This is a genomic window from Streptomyces sp. NPDC001903, from assembly GCF_042891345.1.
GTDB lineage: Bacteria > Actinomycetota > Actinomycetes > Streptomycetales > Streptomycetaceae > Streptomyces.
In genome coordinates this window covers 402,315-418,299 of sequence record NZ_JBIASZ010000003.1, presented here as the reverse complement: position 1 = coordinate 418,299, position 15,985 = coordinate 402,315, and the positions used below count along the sequence as shown (strand labels likewise).

13 protein-coding genes are annotated in these 15,985 nt (G+C 72.8%); 9 read left to right on the top strand and 4 right to left on the bottom strand.

Annotated elements, in window-relative coordinates:
- Positions 1-34: 34 nt before the first annotated feature.
- On the bottom strand, positions 35-1,480 hold the full coding sequence (locus ACFYZS_RS08625; RefSeq protein ID WP_389008282.1) for a glyceraldehyde-3-phosphate dehydrogenase: 1,446 nt from the start codon (positions 1,478-1,480) through the stop codon (positions 35-37).
- A 333-nt stretch (positions 1,481-1,813) separates the two neighbouring features.
- Between ACFYZS_RS08625 and ACFYZS_RS08620 the strand changes: the two genes are divergently transcribed.
- Positions 1,814-2,200, top strand: a complete 387-nt coding sequence (locus tag ACFYZS_RS08620; protein ID WP_389008279.1) for a hypothetical protein — start codon at positions 1,814-1,816, stop codon at positions 2,198-2,200.
- A gap of 103 nt (positions 2,201-2,303) precedes the next feature.
- On the opposite strand, the gene ACFYZS_RS08615 is transcribed toward ACFYZS_RS08620, so the two are convergent.
- Entirely contained in the window at positions 2,304-3,125 is an 822-nt protein-coding gene (locus tag ACFYZS_RS08615) for a helix-turn-helix transcriptional regulator (RefSeq protein ID WP_389008831.1), read from the bottom strand.
- Positions 3,126-3,264: 139 nt separating this feature from the next.
- Between ACFYZS_RS08615 and ACFYZS_RS08610 the strand changes: the two genes are divergently transcribed.
- Positions 3,265-4,749 carry an MFS transporter gene (locus ACFYZS_RS08610; protein ID WP_389008276.1) on the top strand — a complete coding sequence of 495 codons (1,485 nt, stop codon included), beginning with the start codon at positions 3,265-3,267 and terminating at the stop codon, positions 4,747-4,749.
- 97 nt (positions 4,750-4,846) lie between these two features.
- A complete protein-coding gene (locus ACFYZS_RS08605) occupies positions 4,847-5,836 on the top strand; it encodes an alpha/beta fold hydrolase (protein ID WP_389008273.1) in 990 nt (329 codons plus the stop codon).
- Positions 5,837-5,860: 24 nt separating this feature from the next.
- On the opposite strand, the gene ACFYZS_RS08600 is transcribed toward ACFYZS_RS08605, so the two are convergent.
- Together ACFYZS_RS08600 and ACFYZS_RS08595 are read right to left on the bottom strand one after the other, a co-directional pair.
- Entirely contained in the window at positions 5,861-6,193 is a 333-nt protein-coding gene (locus ACFYZS_RS08600) for a hypothetical protein (protein ID WP_389008270.1), read from the bottom strand.
- A 75-nt stretch (positions 6,194-6,268) separates the two neighbouring features.
- Positions 6,269-6,907 (bottom strand): molybdopterin-dependent oxidoreductase, encoded by a 639-nt coding sequence (locus tag ACFYZS_RS08595; RefSeq protein WP_389008828.1) that lies wholly within the window; start codon positions 6,905-6,907, stop codon positions 6,269-6,271.
- Positions 6,908-7,200: 293 nt separating this feature from the next.
- Here ACFYZS_RS08595 and ACFYZS_RS08590 point away from each other — a divergent pair, with 293 nt between their 5' ends.
- The 6 genes from ACFYZS_RS08590 to ACFYZS_RS08565 all read left to right on the top strand — a co-directional run bounded on the left by ACFYZS_RS08590 (position 7,201) and on the right by ACFYZS_RS08565 (position 15,861).
- Positions 7,201-8,475 carry a phenylacetate--CoA ligase family protein gene (locus ACFYZS_RS08590; RefSeq protein WP_389008267.1) on the top strand — a complete coding sequence of 425 codons (1,275 nt, stop codon included), beginning with the start codon at positions 7,201-7,203 and terminating at the stop codon, positions 8,473-8,475.
- Positions 8,472-9,797, top strand: a complete 1,326-nt coding sequence (locus tag ACFYZS_RS08585; protein ID WP_389008265.1) for an MFS transporter — start codon at positions 8,472-8,474, stop codon at positions 9,795-9,797. The genes ACFYZS_RS08590 and ACFYZS_RS08585 overlap by 4 nt, the downstream gene beginning before the upstream one ends.
- Positions 9,794-10,930 (top strand): GNAT family N-acetyltransferase, encoded by a 1,137-nt coding sequence (locus ACFYZS_RS08580; protein WP_389008262.1) that lies wholly within the window; start codon positions 9,794-9,796, stop codon positions 10,928-10,930. The genes ACFYZS_RS08585 and ACFYZS_RS08580 overlap by 4 nt, the downstream gene beginning before the upstream one ends.
- Positions 10,927-12,123, top strand: coding sequence for an acyl-protein synthase (locus ACFYZS_RS08575; protein ID WP_389008259.1), 1,197 nt, complete (start codon positions 10,927-10,929; stop codon positions 12,121-12,123). The genes ACFYZS_RS08580 and ACFYZS_RS08575 overlap by 4 nt, the downstream gene beginning before the upstream one ends.
- Positions 12,120-14,645 (top strand): aldehyde dehydrogenase family protein, encoded by a 2,526-nt coding sequence (locus ACFYZS_RS08570; protein ID WP_389008256.1) that lies wholly within the window; start codon positions 12,120-12,122, stop codon positions 14,643-14,645. Before ACFYZS_RS08575 ends, ACFYZS_RS08570 begins: the two co-directional genes overlap by 4 nt.
- A gap of 289 nt (positions 14,646-14,934) precedes the next feature.
- Positions 14,935-15,861, top strand: coding sequence for a virginiamycin B lyase (locus ACFYZS_RS08565; RefSeq protein ID WP_389008253.1), 927 nt, complete (start codon positions 14,935-14,937; stop codon positions 15,859-15,861).
- Positions 15,862-15,985 lie beyond the last annotated feature (124 nt).

Here is a 15,985-nt window from a genome sequence, read left to right as displayed (position 1 = left end):
GGGACGGGCCGTGGGTGCGGCGGGTGCGAGGAGATCAGACCGCCGGGGACGGGTACGTCGGGTACTCGACGCCGGAGACGTGCTGGACGACCCGGATGACCTGGCAGGAGTAGCCGAACTCGTTGTCGTACCAGAGGTACAGGATCGCGTTGTCGCCGTCGACCTTGGTGGCGCCGGCGTCGACGATCGAGGAGTGGCGCGAGCCGACGAAGTCCATCGACACGGCGTCGGGCGCGGTGGTGAAGTCGATCTGGCGCTTCAGCGGGGAGTTCAGCGAGACGTCGCGGAGGTGGTCGAGGACCTCCTCGCGGGTCGTCTCGCGGCCCAGGCGCAGGCTCAGGATCGCGATCGAGACGTCCGGGACGGGGACGCGGATCGAGCTGCCGGTGATCGGGGCCTTGAGGTCCGGGAGCGCCTTGGCGACGGCCGAGGCGGCACCGGTCTCGGTGATGACCATGTTCAGCGGCGCGGAGCGGCCGCGGCGGTCGGCCTTGTGGTAGTTGTCCAGCAGGTTCTGGTCGTTCGTGAACGAGTGGACGGTCTCCACGTGGCCGCGCAGCACGCCGTACTCGTCGTCCATGGCCTTGAGCGGGGGGACGATCGCGTTCGTGGTGCAGGAGGCGCAGGACAGGATCTGCTCGTCCGGCTTGATCGTGTCGTGGTTGACGCCGTGCACGATGTTCGGGACGTCGCCCTTGCCCGGAGCGGTCAGGACGACCTTGTCGATACCGGGGCGCAGGTGCTTGGAGAGGCCCTCGCGGTCGCGCCACTTGCCGGTGTTGTCGATGAGGATGGCGTCCTTGATGCCGTACGCCGTGTAGTCGACCTCGCTCGGGTCGTTGGCGTAGATCACCTTGATCGCGTTGCCGTTGGCGATGATCGTGCTGCTCGCCTCGTCGACCGTGATCGTGCCCTGGAACTGGCCGTGGATGGAGTCCCGGCGCAGCAGGGAGGCGCGCTTGACCAGGTCGGCCTCGCCGCCCCCGCGGACGACGACGGCGCGCAGGCGCAGCCCGTTGCCGGAGCCGGCCTTCTCGATCAGCAGGCGGGCGACGAGGCGGCCGATGCGGCCGAAGCCGTACAGGACGACGTCGCGGCCCTCGCCGCGCTCGATCTTGTTGGCGCCGGTGGCCCCGGCGACGGCCTCGGCGGTGAAGCGCTCCACGGACAGGCCGCGGTCGTCGGCCTTGTAGGTGGCGGCGAGCATGCCGATGTCGATCTGGGAGGGGCCCAGGTCCAGGGTGGTGAGCGCCTGCAGGAACGGCAGGGTCTCCGTGACGGAGAGCTCCTCGCCGGCTATCTGACGGGCGAATCGGTGGGTCTTCAGGATGCTGACCACCGACTTGTTCACCAAGGAGCGGCTGTGCAGCAGGATCGTCACGTCCTGCTCGCGGTGCAGCTTCCCGATGATCGGGATCATCGACTCCGCGATCTCCTCGCGGTTCTTCCAGTTGGTGAACGAGTCGTCATTGACAGTCACAGGTTTATCTTTCGAGCTAGGCGGCGCTCACATGCTAACCCCACGCCGTTTTGGGCACTCAAGGGGTACCGCCTGAGAGGGTTTTTGAGGTGATCTGTCCCATTTGTGATTGGGTGATCCTCTGAGTGGCTCGCACGCTCGCGAAAAAGAGCACGACGGCGGAGAGCGGGGGAGGGGTGAGGGGCGGCATCCCGTCGCGGAGGCCGCGGGCCGTCCGGGGGCGCAGGGGTGAAGACGTACCAATCATGACAGGTCAGAGGCGGTTTTCGTAGGACCGAAGGCACAGCCGTTTGCCCTTGTTCGGGCCCCTGTGCGGCTTTGAGAATCACCGTCATGAATCACTCGGCGAACATCAATCACGACGCAGTCCTGCGAGCCCGGGTCGCCCTCCTCGGATCGGCGAAGCCGCCGGTCCGTGAGCGGGTCGCGGCCTACCGCGTCCTGGCCCGGGTGAGCCCGCTGGCCTACCTGCCCCTGCTGTCCGCCGCACTGTGGAAGTACAGCCGTTACGAGTTCGCCCACCAGCCGGAGATCGCGCTGGCCCTGCGCGCCGAATCCGTCGACGCCGCGCGGCGCATGTGCGCGCTGGAACCGGGCTGGGACGATCTCCTCGTCACCGCACTGACCAACCACCGGGAGCTGTTGATCCTCATGGACCGGCAGGAAGAGCTGCGCGCGGTGGAGGAGGAGCTCGCGCGCGCGGTGTCCGAGGAGCGGTAGCCGCCGGCCGCCGCGGTGCCGGGACGGCCGCACGGCCGTCCCGGCACCGCGTACGGGGGGCGTCGCCCGGCCGGCCCGGACGTTGCGGCCGGCCCGTACGGCGTCAGCCGGCGATCGGGTACATGGTTCCCCGGCGCCCCTCCGCCGAGGTCAGCCACTCCAGCTTCTCCGCCGTGTCGGTGGCCGGGAGCGGGGTGTGCAGCACGATCGAGAGGTCGGGCCGGGCCGGTACGCGCAGCTGCGTCGACTCCACGAACAGGGTCCCCACGACCGGGTGCTCGATCTCCTTGCGCATCTGGCCGCCGGGCCGGATGTCGCGCTGGTCCCACAGCACGGCGAACTCGGGGCTGAGCTCCCGGGCCTCCTCGATGACCGCCCGGAACCCCTCGTCCTCGGGCCACTCCGAGCTCGCGGCCCGGTACTGGGCGACCACGTTGCAGGCGTTCTCCTCCCAGTGCCGGGAACGGGCCTTGTAGATGGGGTCGGTGAAGAACGCGATGAGGCAGTTCTGCACGATCTCGGGGCGCATGCCGAGCACCAGCGCGGCCGCGTCGTTGTAGAGCACGGTGTTCCAGTACACGTCCATGATGTGCGCGGGGAACGGCATCCAGGCGTCGATCAGCCGCTTCAGCCCCTGGCACATGTCCCGGTCGGCGGGCGCCACTTCGAGCGCCGGCGGGTTGAGCCCCGCCAGTACGTACAGGTGCCGGCGCTCGGCGCTGGACATCTTGAGGACCCGTCCCACCGAGTCGAGGACGTGCGGGGACACCGTGATGTCGCGCCCCTGTTCCAGCCACTGGTACCACGACACCCCGACCCCCGCGAGCACGGCGACCTCCTCGCGGCGCAGCCCCGGGGTGCGGCGCCGGGCCCCGCCGTCGGGCAGGCCCGCCTCGGTGGGGGTCACCCGCGCCCGTCTGCTCATCAGGAACTCGCGCAGCTCGGAACGGCGGTGCTTGTCGATCGGTGTAGCCACTCACTCCCCCTGTCGGCTGCCTGGTGGTGCCACCAACAGGATAAGTTCCCACTCTCCACGGGCATTCCCGGGCCGCGAGGGTGTGGCCATGGCGATCGATTCCCAGACAACGACGACAACCACAACGACGACAACGACAGCGGCGACAGCGGCGACAGCGGCGAAGACCACGGCAAGGGCGGCGGACCCGGGGACCCCCGCACGGCTCAGCGGCCGGGCCAAGCTGGTCCTCTTCGTCCTCTGCGCCGCCCAGTTCATGGTGGCGCTCGACTTCTCCGTGCTGAACGTGGCCCTGCCGGTGCTCGGCAAGGACCTGGGCCTGAGCCAGTCGGCCCTCCAGTGGGCGGTCACCGCCTTCGCGCTCCCCTCCGGCGGCTTCCTGCTCCTCTTCGGCCGGATCGCCGATCTGTACGGCAGGAAGAAGCTGTTCCTGCTCGGCCTCACCCTCTTCGGCGCCGCCTCGCTGCTGGCCACCCTGGCCTGGGACCCGGCGTCCTTCCTGGCCGGGCGCGCCCTCCAGGGCCTCGGCGCGGCGGTCATCGTGCCGACCGGCATGTCCCTGCTGACCACGACGTTCCCCGAGGGCCCGCTGCGCGACAAGGCCGTGGGCATCTCCGGCACCCTGCTCTCCCTCGGCTTCACCATCGGCATGGTCCTGGGCGGCGTCATGACCGACACGCTGGGCTGGCGCTCGACGATGGGGCTGCTCTCGGTCACCGCCGTGCTCGTGCTCGCCCTCGCCCCCGGGCTGCTGCCCGAGTCGCGCACTCCCGACCGGCCGCGCCTGGACGTACCCGGCGCCGTCACCGTCACCGGCGGTCTGCTCGCGCTGATCTACTCCCTGTCCACGGCGGCCCAGCGCGGCTTCGGCGGCGTGGACGTGTGGGGCACCCTGCTCGCCGGCCTGGCCCTGCTCGCCGCCTTCGCCGTGGTGGAGACGAAGAGCCCGGCCCCGCTGGTCTCGCTGCCGATGCTGAAGCGGCGCACGATCGCCTGGGGCAACGTCGCCGGTCTCGTGACCTTCTCGATGATGTCGACGGTCGTCTTCGTCCTGACCCTGTACCTGCAGGAGACGCTGGGGCTGTCCTCCTTCCGGACCGGTCTGGTCTTCGGCGTCCAGGGCGTCGCCTCCGCCTTCGCCGGCTCCTTCGCACCGAAGGTCATCGGCCGCTTCGGCGCCCGCCGCACGCTGACCGGCTCCCTGCTCGGCCAGGGGCTGTTCACCGCCGCGCTGCTCGCCGTGGGCGCGGACTCGGGCGCACTGGTGGCGACCGTCGCCGTGTCGGTGGCCAGCATGTTCCACCTCGGCGCGATCATCTCGTACGGGCTGACCGTGACGAGCGGTGTGCCGGACGCGGAGCAGGGGCTGGCGACCGGCCTGGTCACCACCACGCAGCAGGTGGGCCTGACGATCGGGATCCCGCTGCTCGGTGTCCTCGCCACCACGCAGGCCTCGCTGTTCGGAGGGGTCCGCACGGTCCTGGTGATCGACGCGGTGATCGTGGTCGCGGCGGCGGTCCTGGTGGGTCTCGGCCTCGGCCTGGGCGGCGGCCGGCGTACGGGGAAGAGCTGAGCGGGGCCGGCCCGTGCGGCGCTCCCGTGGCCCGGCCCGCTCGTACCGGATGATCGGACCGACGGAGCGGTGCGGGACGGGCGGGCGGAGGCGGACGGTGCCGGTGCGACAGCGGGTTCCGCTCCTGACCACCGCCCTGGTGGCGACGGCACTGGCCGCTCTGCCCGGGTGCGGCGGCCCCCCGCCCCTCCGGGGCGCCCCGGCCGTCTCCGCCACCGGCCCGAGCCGCTCCCCCCGGGACTTCGCCCGCCAGGACTCCTCCCGCCGGGTGGACGTGGGCGGCGGCCGGAAGATCTGGCTGAGCTGCCGGGGGAGCGGGAGCCCCACGGTCGTCCTGGAGTCCGGGCTGCACGATTCGTCCGACACCTGGAACCTCACCCGAACCCGCCCGCCCGTCCCCGGGTCACCGGCGGTCTTCCCGGGCGTCGCGGCCTTCGCGCGGGTGTGCACGTACGACCGGCCCGGGACCATCCGCTACGCGAACCCGCCGGCGCTCACCACCCGCAGCACGCCGCTGACCGGCACGCGCTCCCTCGCCGCGATGGCCGACGACCTCGACCGGGTGCTGACGGCGGGGCGCGTGCCCGGACCGTACCTGCTGGTCGGCCACTCCTTCGGCGGAATGATCACCCGGCTGTACGCCCAGCGGCATCCGGACAAGACGGCCGGCCTCGTCTTCGTCGACGCGTTCGGGACCAACATGCGGCCCTACTTCGGCGCCCGGTGGCCCGCGTACCTGAGGCTGCTCAACCACCCCGGTACGCCCTTCGACGCCGACCCGGGCTTCGAGAAGGCCGACGTCGACGGCGCGGTCGGCGCGGTGCGGGCGGCGAAGCCGCTGCCGAAGGTACCGATGGCCGTACTCAGCAAGACGGAGCCCTTCGCAGTCCCGGCCGGGAGCCCGAAGGACCTCCTCGAACCACTGGAGCGCGCCTGGCCCGCGGTCCAGCAGGCCCTGGTGGAGCTGGGGGTGCAGACCCCGCACCTCCTGGCCACCGGCAGCGACCACTACGTGCAGCTGCACGACCCGGACCTGACGATCGCCGCCATCCGCCTGGTGGCGGGCCGGATCCGCGCCGGTCGGTGAGCGCCCCGGCCGCCGGCCGCGGGCTCAGGCCCGCATCCACCGGGGCGGGTTCGCGGGGGAGGCGGGCGCGGGCACCGGCAGGGGTTCCGGGCCGCGCAGGTGCAGGTCGCGGACGGTCGCCGCGGTCTCCCGTTCGAAGTGCTCCCAGGAGACCAGCCGCCGCCAGGCGGGATCCGGCCGTCCCGGCACGGTCGCCCCCCGCGCCGCCCACTCCCGGGCCAGCTGCTCGAACAGCGGGGCGGACGCGGCCGCATGGGCCGGCTGCCGGGGAGCGGGGACGTACAGGGGGCGGCCGCCGTCATCCGCAGCGGCCCGGTGTCGCGCCGTGGTGGTGAGCGTGGAGCGCGTCGTCGTCATGCCCGGGCAAACGATTTGCCGGGCGGCGGGGACACGCATGACGCCGCGCCGGGGCGCAGCGCCTGGCCGGCCCGCCTATTCCTCCTGGTAGGAGTGGCGTTGCTCCGTCCAGGGGTCGGCGATGTTGTGGTACCCGCGCTCCTCCCAGAAGCCGCGCCGGTCGGCCGTCATGTACTCGATCGCGCGCAGCCACTTCGGCCCCTTGTAGCCGTAGAGGTGCGGGACGACCAGGCGCAGCGGGAACCCGTGTTCCACGGTGAGCGGCTCGCCGTCGTGGTGGGTGGCCAGGACGGTCCGCCCGGAGTCGAAGTCGCCGAGGCGCAGGTTGGCGCTGTACCCGTACTCCGCCCAGGCCATGACGTGCGTGACCTGCGGGGCCGGCGGAGCGAGCTCCAGGATCGCCCGGGCGGGGACTCCGAAGAACTCGTGGTCCGTGGAGGTCGTGCCCGAGGCGCAGTGCAGGTCGGTCTCGATGGTGACGCAGGGCAGCGCCGAGAGCTCCTCGAACGACCAGGCGTACTTGTCGCCCGTGGCGGTGGCGCCGAAGACCTGGAGGGACCAGCGCTCGGGACGGAACTTCGGGACAGGGCCGTAGTGGGAGACGGGCCAGCCCTTGGCGAGGCGCTGGCCCGGAGGCAGGGGTGTTGTTCCCACGAGGTCTTCGTCCTGTTCGGTGGAGATGTCTTTCCGTTCATTATGGCCGGTCCGGCGCATTCGCAAGGGCGGGCCGAATCCCCGCCGATAGGGAAACCCCGGGCTGAGCGGTTTCGGCCCCGCGGGCCGGAACTCCATGGTGCTGCCACCGATCGATTTGGCGGTCCGTTCCTCTTGTCTCATCATGTGAACAGACATCAGGTCGCCGCCGCGCTCGCCAACTGTGCGCAACGTACGCATTGTTGACTGATCAACGGATGAGAGTGGTGTGAGTTCCACCACTCCCCGACGTGCGCGCCGCCTGTCCTCCGCCTATTCCAACTTTCATCTTCATCTTTCGAGGTAAAGGCAGCATGCCCGTCCAGCAGTTTTCAGACCTCGTGCGTTTCGCCCGCGACCGTTCCCCTTTCTATGCAGAGCTCTACGCGGACCTGCCGCCGGACGTGAGCCGGGTCACGGACGTGCCCGTCGTGGACCAGGACGCCTTCTGGGCCGCCAACACCCTGCGCGACAACCGCGTCCTGACCGCTCCCCTCGGGGAGGCGGTCGTGTTCAAGACGGGCGGCACCACGGGCACGCCGCGGTTCTCCTGCTACACCCGCGAGGAATGGCGGGAGTTCGTCACCACCTTCGGCTCCGGCATGGTCGACGCGGGCCTGCGGCCCGGGCACCGGGTCGCCGACCTCTTCTACGCCGGTGAGCTCTACGCCAGCTTCCTGTTCATCCTGGACTCCCTCGCGCACGCCCCCGTCGCCAACGTCCGCCTGCCCATCGGCGGCGGCGCACCGCTCGACTCGACGCTCGCCACGATCGAGGACTTCGCCGCCGACGTCCTCGCCGGCACGCCGACCACCCTGTGCCGCCTCGCCGACCACCTGATCTGCGCCGGCCGCCAACTGCCCGGCGTGGAATTCCTGTTCTTCGGCGGGGAAGCCCTCTTCGAGGACCAGCGCCGCCTCCTCGCCGCCGCCTTCCCCCGCGCCACACCCCGTTCGCTCGGCTACGCCAGCGTCGACGGCGGCCTCCTCGGGCGACCGGCGGCCGGCGCGGGCGAAGACACCCGTACGCACCGCCCGTTCGCCCCGCAGACCCTCGTCGAGATCCTCGACGAGACGACCGGCGAACCCGTCCGCGAGCCGGGCCGCCCCGGACGGGTCGTCGTCACCCAGCTCTACCGCCGCCTCATGCCCGTCATCCGCTACCCCGCGGGCGACCGCGCGGAGTGGACCGACACCGAGGGCGGCGCCTTCCGCATCCTCGGCCGCGCCGAGGAAGGGGTCAGGGTCGGCCCCGTCTCGCTGTACTGGCAGGACGTCACGAACGCCGTCGCCGAGGCCGACACCGCCTGCCGGGCCACCGGCATGCAGCTCGTCGTACGCCGCTGGGAGGGCCGCGACGGCCTCGTACTGCGCCTGGCCAGCGCCCCCGGCCAGGACCCGGCCGCCCTGGAGGCCCTCGCCGAGGAGGTCGTGACCGGGCTGAACACCGCCCGGCCCCTCTATCCGGACAGCGTCGCCACCGGGTTCGTGCACCCGCTGCGCGTGGAGTGGGCCCGCCACCGCGACCTGGTCGTCAACTCCCGCACCGGCAAGCTGGTCCGCGTCCTCGACGAGAGGCCGACGGCATGACGGCGCCGACCGTGTCCGCCCGCCGCCTGCCCCTCGTCCTGCGCAACCGCGCCTTCGGCACCGTATGGCTCGGCCAGGTCCTCACCCAGGCCGGCGTGCGGATGTTCCAGGTGGGCATCTCCTGGTGGCTCATCAGCGAGGCCGCATCCGGCGACGGCGGCTTCGCGGCCGGCCTGTTCATGGCCGTCAGCACGCTGCCCGCCGTGGTCCTGGCCCCGCTCGTCGCCCGTGCCATCGCCCGCTTCGCCCACCGCTCGCTGCTGCGCGGCGCCGCCGGGGGAGCGGGAGCGGCCGCCGCGGCGCTGGCCGTCTGGGCCTGCGCGAGCGACCTCCCGGTCGCCGCGGCCTACGCCGCCGCCCTCGCCCTGGCGACCTGCCAGGCCTTCTTCGACCCCTGCCTGACCACCTCCGTGCCCGAGCTCGTCGACGACGAGGACATCGAGGCCGCCACCGGCTTCGAACTGTCCACCCAGTCGCTGGCGAGCCTCGGCGGAGCCCTGCTCGGCGCCGTCGTCGTGGACGCCGCCGGGGTGGCCGGCCTCGCCGTCGGCTGCGCCGCCGCCTACGCCGCGGCCGCCCTGCTCATCGCGACCGTACGGTTCCGGACCGCGGACCGGCCCGCCGCAGACGCCGCCTCAGACGACCCCGCCGACGCCGACCCCGACGCCGTCGGTGCGCGGGAGGCGCCGCGCCGGACCCTGCGTCAGCTGCTGGGCTCCATGCCGTACGTCCGCGGCATCCTGCTCTGCTTCACCGCGGCCAACCTCTTCACCACGGCCGTCTTCGTCGTCATGCCGCTGTACACCGCCTCCGTACTGCACGGCGACGGCGGCACCGTCGCCCTCCTGGAGGCCTCCCTCGGAGTGGGCACGCTCGTCGGCTCCTTCACCGGCGCCCGGGTGCCCGGCCGGCCCGCCGTGGTCGGCACCGCGTGCCTGGGCACGATGGCCGCCGCCCTCGCCGTCCCCGGCCTGATCGCCGCACGGCCGGCCATCGCCGGCTCCCTGCTGCTGACCGGCTGGTGCGTCGGGGTGATCGGGGTCCGCTTCGTGGCCCTGTTCCAGCGGCTGGTCCCGGCCGCCGACAAGCCCGCGTTCTTCGCCGTCATGCAGGCCGTCCTCGGCGCGACCTTCCCGGTCGCCTCGCTGCTCTTCGGATTCCTCGGAGACCACCTCGGCGCGCAGACCCTGTGCCTGATCCAGGCGGCCGGACTCGTGCCCGCCGCCCTCGCCCTGGCCCTGCTGCCCGGCCACGCCCGTCCGGCCGGCGCACCCGCCCCGGCCCCCGCCCCCGAGCCCACCCCCGCAGGAGGCATGCGATGACCGCCGCGATCGAGCAGGCCACCCCGGCCGACATCGCCGATCTCCGCCAGCTCTACTACGCCGTCTACGGCCCGCACTACCCCACCGCCCTCGGCACCGACCCCGCCGAGATGTCCCGGCTGATCCAGGACCCGCACACCCTCTGGCTCGTCGCCCGCTGCCCCCGCACCGGCGCCCTCGCCGGCTCGGCCGCGGTCCACGGCGAACCCGGCAGCCGCATCGGCCGGCTCGAAGGCCTCGCCGTCCACCCCGACCAGCGCGGATCCGGGCTCGCCGGGCAGCTGACCGAGGCCGTGTGCGCGGGCACCCTCGACGCCGGGAAGCTCGACTCGGTGTACGCCACCGTCCGCACGGTCAGCGCCGGACCCCAGCGCGTCGTGGCCCGCAACGGATTCCGCCCGCTCGGCATCCTGCCCAACGCCGTGGATCTCAGCAGCCGCGAAAGCCTCGCACTCTACGCGCGTCACTCGCCGGGGGTGCTGGACCGCCGGGTACCCGTGGCCGAAGTGCCCGCCTCCCTGCTGCCGCTGCTGCGGACCGCCGAGGACGGCCTCGGCATCAGCTACGCGGAGGTCCGGCCGACCCCGCCGCTGCCGGTGCCCGCCGGGCCCGCCCCCCGCCGGCTGGAGATGATCGAGGCGCCGGCCTTCGTCCGCCGCCGCTTCCGGGAGCACTTCCCCGACACCGGCCGCTGGTTCTACCCGCTGCACACCCCCAACATCCTGCTCACCCCCGACGACGGCGGGTTCGAGGTGTACGCCTACCTCAACCGCACCGGCGGCTACTGCGCCCTGGTCACCGCCCACCCCGACCCGGCGGCCGCCGCCGGCTGGCTGGAGCCGGTCACCCGGACCCTGACCCGCGCCGGCGCGGGCTACGTGGAGGCGCTCGTACCGCTGGAACACCACGCGGCCCTCTCCGCCTTCGCCGCCCAGGGCTTCATCGCCGGGGCGCTGTATCCGGCCATGCGGCGGGACGGGGACGGCTTCCACGACTACGTGGTGATGTCCCGGACCGCCGAGCACATCGATTTCCGCGGGCTGGTCGTCGACCCGCCGCTGCGGCCCTTCCTCGATTCCTATGTGTCGGCCTGGGCGTCGACGCATCTGCCCGTACGTGAGGTTGCTCCATGACCCCTTCCACGGCCCCTTCCGTGACCCCGTCCACCACCCCCTCCACACCCCATCTCGCCCCCGTCGACGTCCCGGACGCCGCCGCCCTCGGCCGGGTGCAGCAGCTGTGCGACCTGACCGATCCCTACGCCTGCGGCCCCGCCGAGGACGAGCTGTTCACCGCCGCCATGGCGGAGATCAACGCCTGGCACCGCGACCGCTCCCCGTTCTTCCGCAGCCTGTACGACGACGGCGCGCGGCCGGACACCCCCTACCGGGCGCCGTTGGTGCACGCGAACTTCTTCAAGCGCCACGAGGTCCTGTCCATACCCGAGGACGAGGTCCACCTCCACCTGACCTCCTCCGGCACCACCGGACAGAAGTCGCAGATGTTCTTCGACGAGTGGACCATCCGCTCCGCCCAGCGCATGGTCGCCCGCATCTTCGACCACAACGGCTGGATCACCCCCGACCAGCCGGTCAACTACCTGCTCTACAGCTACGAGCCCGCCCGCGACCTCAACCTGGGCACCTCGTTCACCGACAACTACCTGTGCGACTTCGCCCCGGCCCGGCAGGTCGAGTACGCCCTGCGGGGCACCGGCAACGGCCACGAGTTCGACCCCTTCGGCTGCGTCGCCGCGCTGCGCCGCTTCGCCGAGGAAGACGTACCCGTCCGCATCCTCGGCTTCCCGGCCTTCCTCTGGTTCACGCTGGAGCGGATGCGGGCCATGGGCCTCCCGCCGCTGGAGCTGCCCGCGGGCTCGCTGATCATCCTCGGCGGCGGCTGGAAGGGCCACACCGACCGGCAGATCGGCAAACACGAGCTGTACGCCCGCGTCACGGAGCAGCTGGGCGTCCCCTCGGAGCGGATCCGGGACACCTTCGGCTCGGTCGAGCACTGCATCCCGTACATCGAGTGCACGCACCACAACCTCCACGCGCCCGTCTGGTCCCGCGTCTTCATCCGCTCCACCCGCACCCTCGAACCGCTTCCGTACGGCGAGCGCGGCTACCTGCACCTGGTGTCCCCGTACATCACCTCCGTACCGGCGCAGAGCGTGCTCATGGGCGACCTCGCCTCGCTCCACCCGGGCGAGGAGTGCGGCTGCGAGCTGGACACCCCGTGGTTCACGATCCACGGCCGCGCCGGGGTCAGCCGCAACCGCAGCTGCGCCGTGGCCGCCGCCGAACTGATGAAGGGAATGTCGTGACCGACACCATCAACCTCGACCACCACTACTGGCAGGGCGCCTTCATCGGTGACGAGGAGGCCGAGCGCCGGCTGGCCACCCTGCCCGCCGCCGTCGAGTCCGCGCTCGCCGCGCCGCTGGACACCGAGACGGTGCTGGCCGCGTGCGACGCGCTGTCCCGCGCCCTGCGCGACCCCGGCCACCGCGTACGGGAGCGGCTGGCCCCGCACCTGCCCGGGGACGGTGCCGCGGAGCGGGAGGAACTCCTCGCCGAACTCGCCGAGTTCCTCGGCCGTCCCGCCCTCACCCGCAAGCTCCGCCGCGAGCTGGGAGGCACCGCCCCCCAGCGGCTGAAGCGCCCCGACGCCAAGGAGACCGTCTACGAGGCCTGGGCACCGGTCGGCCTGGTCGCCCACATAGCCCCGGGCAACGCCGCCACCGTCGCCCCGCTCAGCCTGATCGAGGGACTCCTCGCCGGGAACGTCAACGTCCTCAAGACCAGCAGCGCCGACACGCTCCTCGCCCAGCACCTGCTCGCCGAACTCGCCGCGCAGGACCCGACGGGCGCGCTCGCCGAGCGCATCATCGTGCTCCGCTTCCCCTCCTCCCGCCAGGAGTGGCTGCGCCTGATGTGCGCGCCCGCCGACGCCGTCGCGGTCTGGGGCGGCGAGAGCGCCGTCGAGGGCGTCGCCGCCCATGTCCCGGCCGGCTGCCGCCTGGTGGAGTGGGGACACAAGATCTCCTTCGCCTACGTCACCCGGGACGCCTGGGCCGACGAGGCGACGCCGACCGCCCTGGCCCAGGACGTCTGCCTCTTCGAGCAGCAGGCCTGTTCCAGCCCCCAGGTCGTCTACCTCGACACCGATGCCGGGAACACCGAGGTCCTGCACGCCTTCGCCGAGCGCCTCGGCGCCGCCCTGGCCGCGCAGCCGGCGCCCGCCGCGGGTCGCGACCTCGACCCGGCCGAATACGCCGAACTGACCACGACCGAGCACCTCGCCCGCCTCGAGGAGCACCTCGGCCTCACCCGTGTCCTGGCCGCCCCCGACGGCACCTGGCGCGTCATGGCCGACACCCGCGCCGCCCTCACCGCCTCGCCGCTGCACCGCAGCGTCTGGGTCAAGCCACTGCCCCGCAAGGACCTCATCGCCACCCTGCGGCCCATGCGCCGCTACCTCCAGACGGCCGGCATCGCGGGCAGCCGCACCGACATCGCCGAGCTCTCCGCCCTGGTGCTGGCCGCGGGCGCCACCCGCGTCACCCCCGTCGGGGCCATGACGGCCGGCTACGCCGGCGAACCGCACGACGGGGTCTACGCCCTCCAGCGCTACAGCCGTCGCGTCGCCGTCCAGGCCGACGCGCGCTTCGCCGCCACCGCCTGCCTCGACGACCTCGCCCGTCCGGCCGTCTTCCCGCCGCCCACGGGGCCGCTGCTGGACAAGGCGGCCGTCCAGGACCTCAACCGCGGGGTGGACCGGAGCGACGCCGAGCTGTACTTCCGCAGCGGGGGCAGTACCGGTGCGCCGGCCCTGTCGCTGTTCACGTACGAGGACTACGACACGCAGATGCACGCCGCCGCCCGCGGCCTGCTCGCCGCCGGCTACGACCCGGCCCGCGACCGTACGGCCAACCTCTTCTACTGCGGCGGCATGTACGGCGGGTTCATCAGCTTCTTCTCCATCCTGGAGCGGCTCGGCGGCGTCCAGATGCCGATGGCCGCCGGAACCGACCACCGGGCCACGGCCGAGATGATCGTCGCGTACGAGGTGGACACGCTCTTCGGCATGCCGTCGTACCTGTGGCAGCTCCTGCACGAGGAGGCGGACCTGCTGCGCTCGTACGGCGGCCTGCGCAAGATCTACTACGGCGGCGAGCACTTCACCGAGGAGCAGCGCAGGACGCTGGCCGAGACGTTCGGCATCGAGGTCGTCCACTCCGTCACCTACGGCAGCACCGACCTCGGTCCGCTCGGCTACCAGTGCACGCAGAGCGGCGGCAGCGTCCACCACCTCCACGCCGACCTGCACACCCTGGAGATCGTCGACGTCGCCGAGGACCGGCCCGTGGCACCGGGGGAGACGGGCAGGCTCGTCTTCACCACCCGGGCCCGGCGCGGCCAGCACCTCGACCGGTACGTGATCGGCGACCTCGGTCGCGCGCTGCCGGGGCGCTGCCCCTGCGGCAGCCACGCCCCGCGCTTCGAACTGCTGGGCCGGCTGGGCGAGGTGATGCGGGTGGCGACGTACTTCCTCAACTACCGCCGCTTCGTGGCCATCGCGGGGGAGCGGCTGGGGTACCGGGGCGAGCTCCAGGCCGTCCTGACGGCCGGGGCGGCCCGCGAGGGCCTCACCGTACGGCTGGAGAGCGCGCACGCCCCGGATCCGGAGCGTGCGCGGGAGGCCTTCCTGGCCGCGTACCCGGAGGTGCGGTCGGCGGTGGCGGAGCAGCTGCTCGACTTCACGGTCGAGGCGGTGGACGGAGCCGGGCTGGACCGCACGGCGACCAGCGGGAAGCTGCTGGCGGTCGTGGACCGCAGGCGCTAGGGGGTGTCCGCAAAGTAGCGCCGTGCGCCCGCGGGGCGCCGCGGGGCAGGCGGGACTTTGCGGACACCCCCTAGTCCGGGCCGGTCCGCGGCGGCACGTCCCACCCGCCCGGGTGGAGGACGGCCGTCGCGGTCCGGCCGGTGCGCCGTCGCCCGACGGGCCGGGCGACCGCCGCTCCGGCGCTCCGGTCCGGATGTCGGATGTCTGATGCCGGAAGGCGCCCCGCCGCCCTCGCCGCCTTCGCGGGTACGGTCGTTCACGTCCCGCCGCCGTCCGGAAAGAGGCACCCGTGTCCTTACCCGCTCCGACCTCCCCCGAGTCCGCAGGGCTCGGCGCGCCCGAGGCGTTCCCCGTGCCGGATCCGGCCTCGGGCCCGTACGCGCTCACCGCCGGCCCCGACGGCGCCCTGTGGTGCACCCTGGTCCACGCGGGCGCCGTCGCCCGCCTGACCCCTGACGGGCAACTGGCCTCGTACGCACTGGACTCGTCCTCCTGCGGCCCGTCCCTGATCGCCGCCGGGTCGGACGGCGCCCTCTGGTTCACCCGCACCCGGGACCACCGGATCGGCCGCATCACCACCGGTGGCGAGGCCTGCTCGTACGCCCTCCCGGACCCCGGCGCCGGCCCGTACGGCATCGCGGCGGGCCCCGACGGCGCGCTCTGGTTCACCCAGCTCCACGCCGACCGGATCGGCCGGATCACCACGGACGGCGAGGTCGCACAGTTCCCGCTGCCCGTGGCCGACGGGTTCGCCTCCATGATCACGGCGGGGGCGGACGGCGCGCTCTGGTTCACCCTCAACCAGGCGAACGCGGTGGGGCGGATCACCACGAACGGCGATGTCACCCTCCATCCGCTGCCCACGGAGCGGGCCGCACCCGTGGGGATCTGCGCGGGCGCCGACGGGGCGCTGTGGTTCACCGAGATCGGGGCCGGCCGGATCGGCCGGATCACGCTCCTCGGCGAGATCACCGAGTTCCCGCTCGCCGACGCGGCCTGCCGCCCCCACGCGATCACCTCCGGCCCGGACGGATGCCTCTGGTTCACCGAGTGGGGCTCGGGCCGGATCGGCCGCATCACCCCGGCGGGCCGGGTCGACTCGTACCCGCTCGACCCGCCGGGGAGCGAGCCCCACGGCCTGGCCCTCGGCCCCGACGGCGCCCTGTACGTGGCACTGGAGGCCGGCGCGATCGCGCGCGTGCCGGGCGGATCTTAGACGGAGGACGGGAGGTTTTCCGTCAAATCTCCCGTTCTCCCTACGTTCTCGCGCACGCTCAGTAGCGTCGGTCTCACGAGAGGTCAGGCGTCCCCGCGGAAGCAGGGGCGCCGGGCCGTGAACG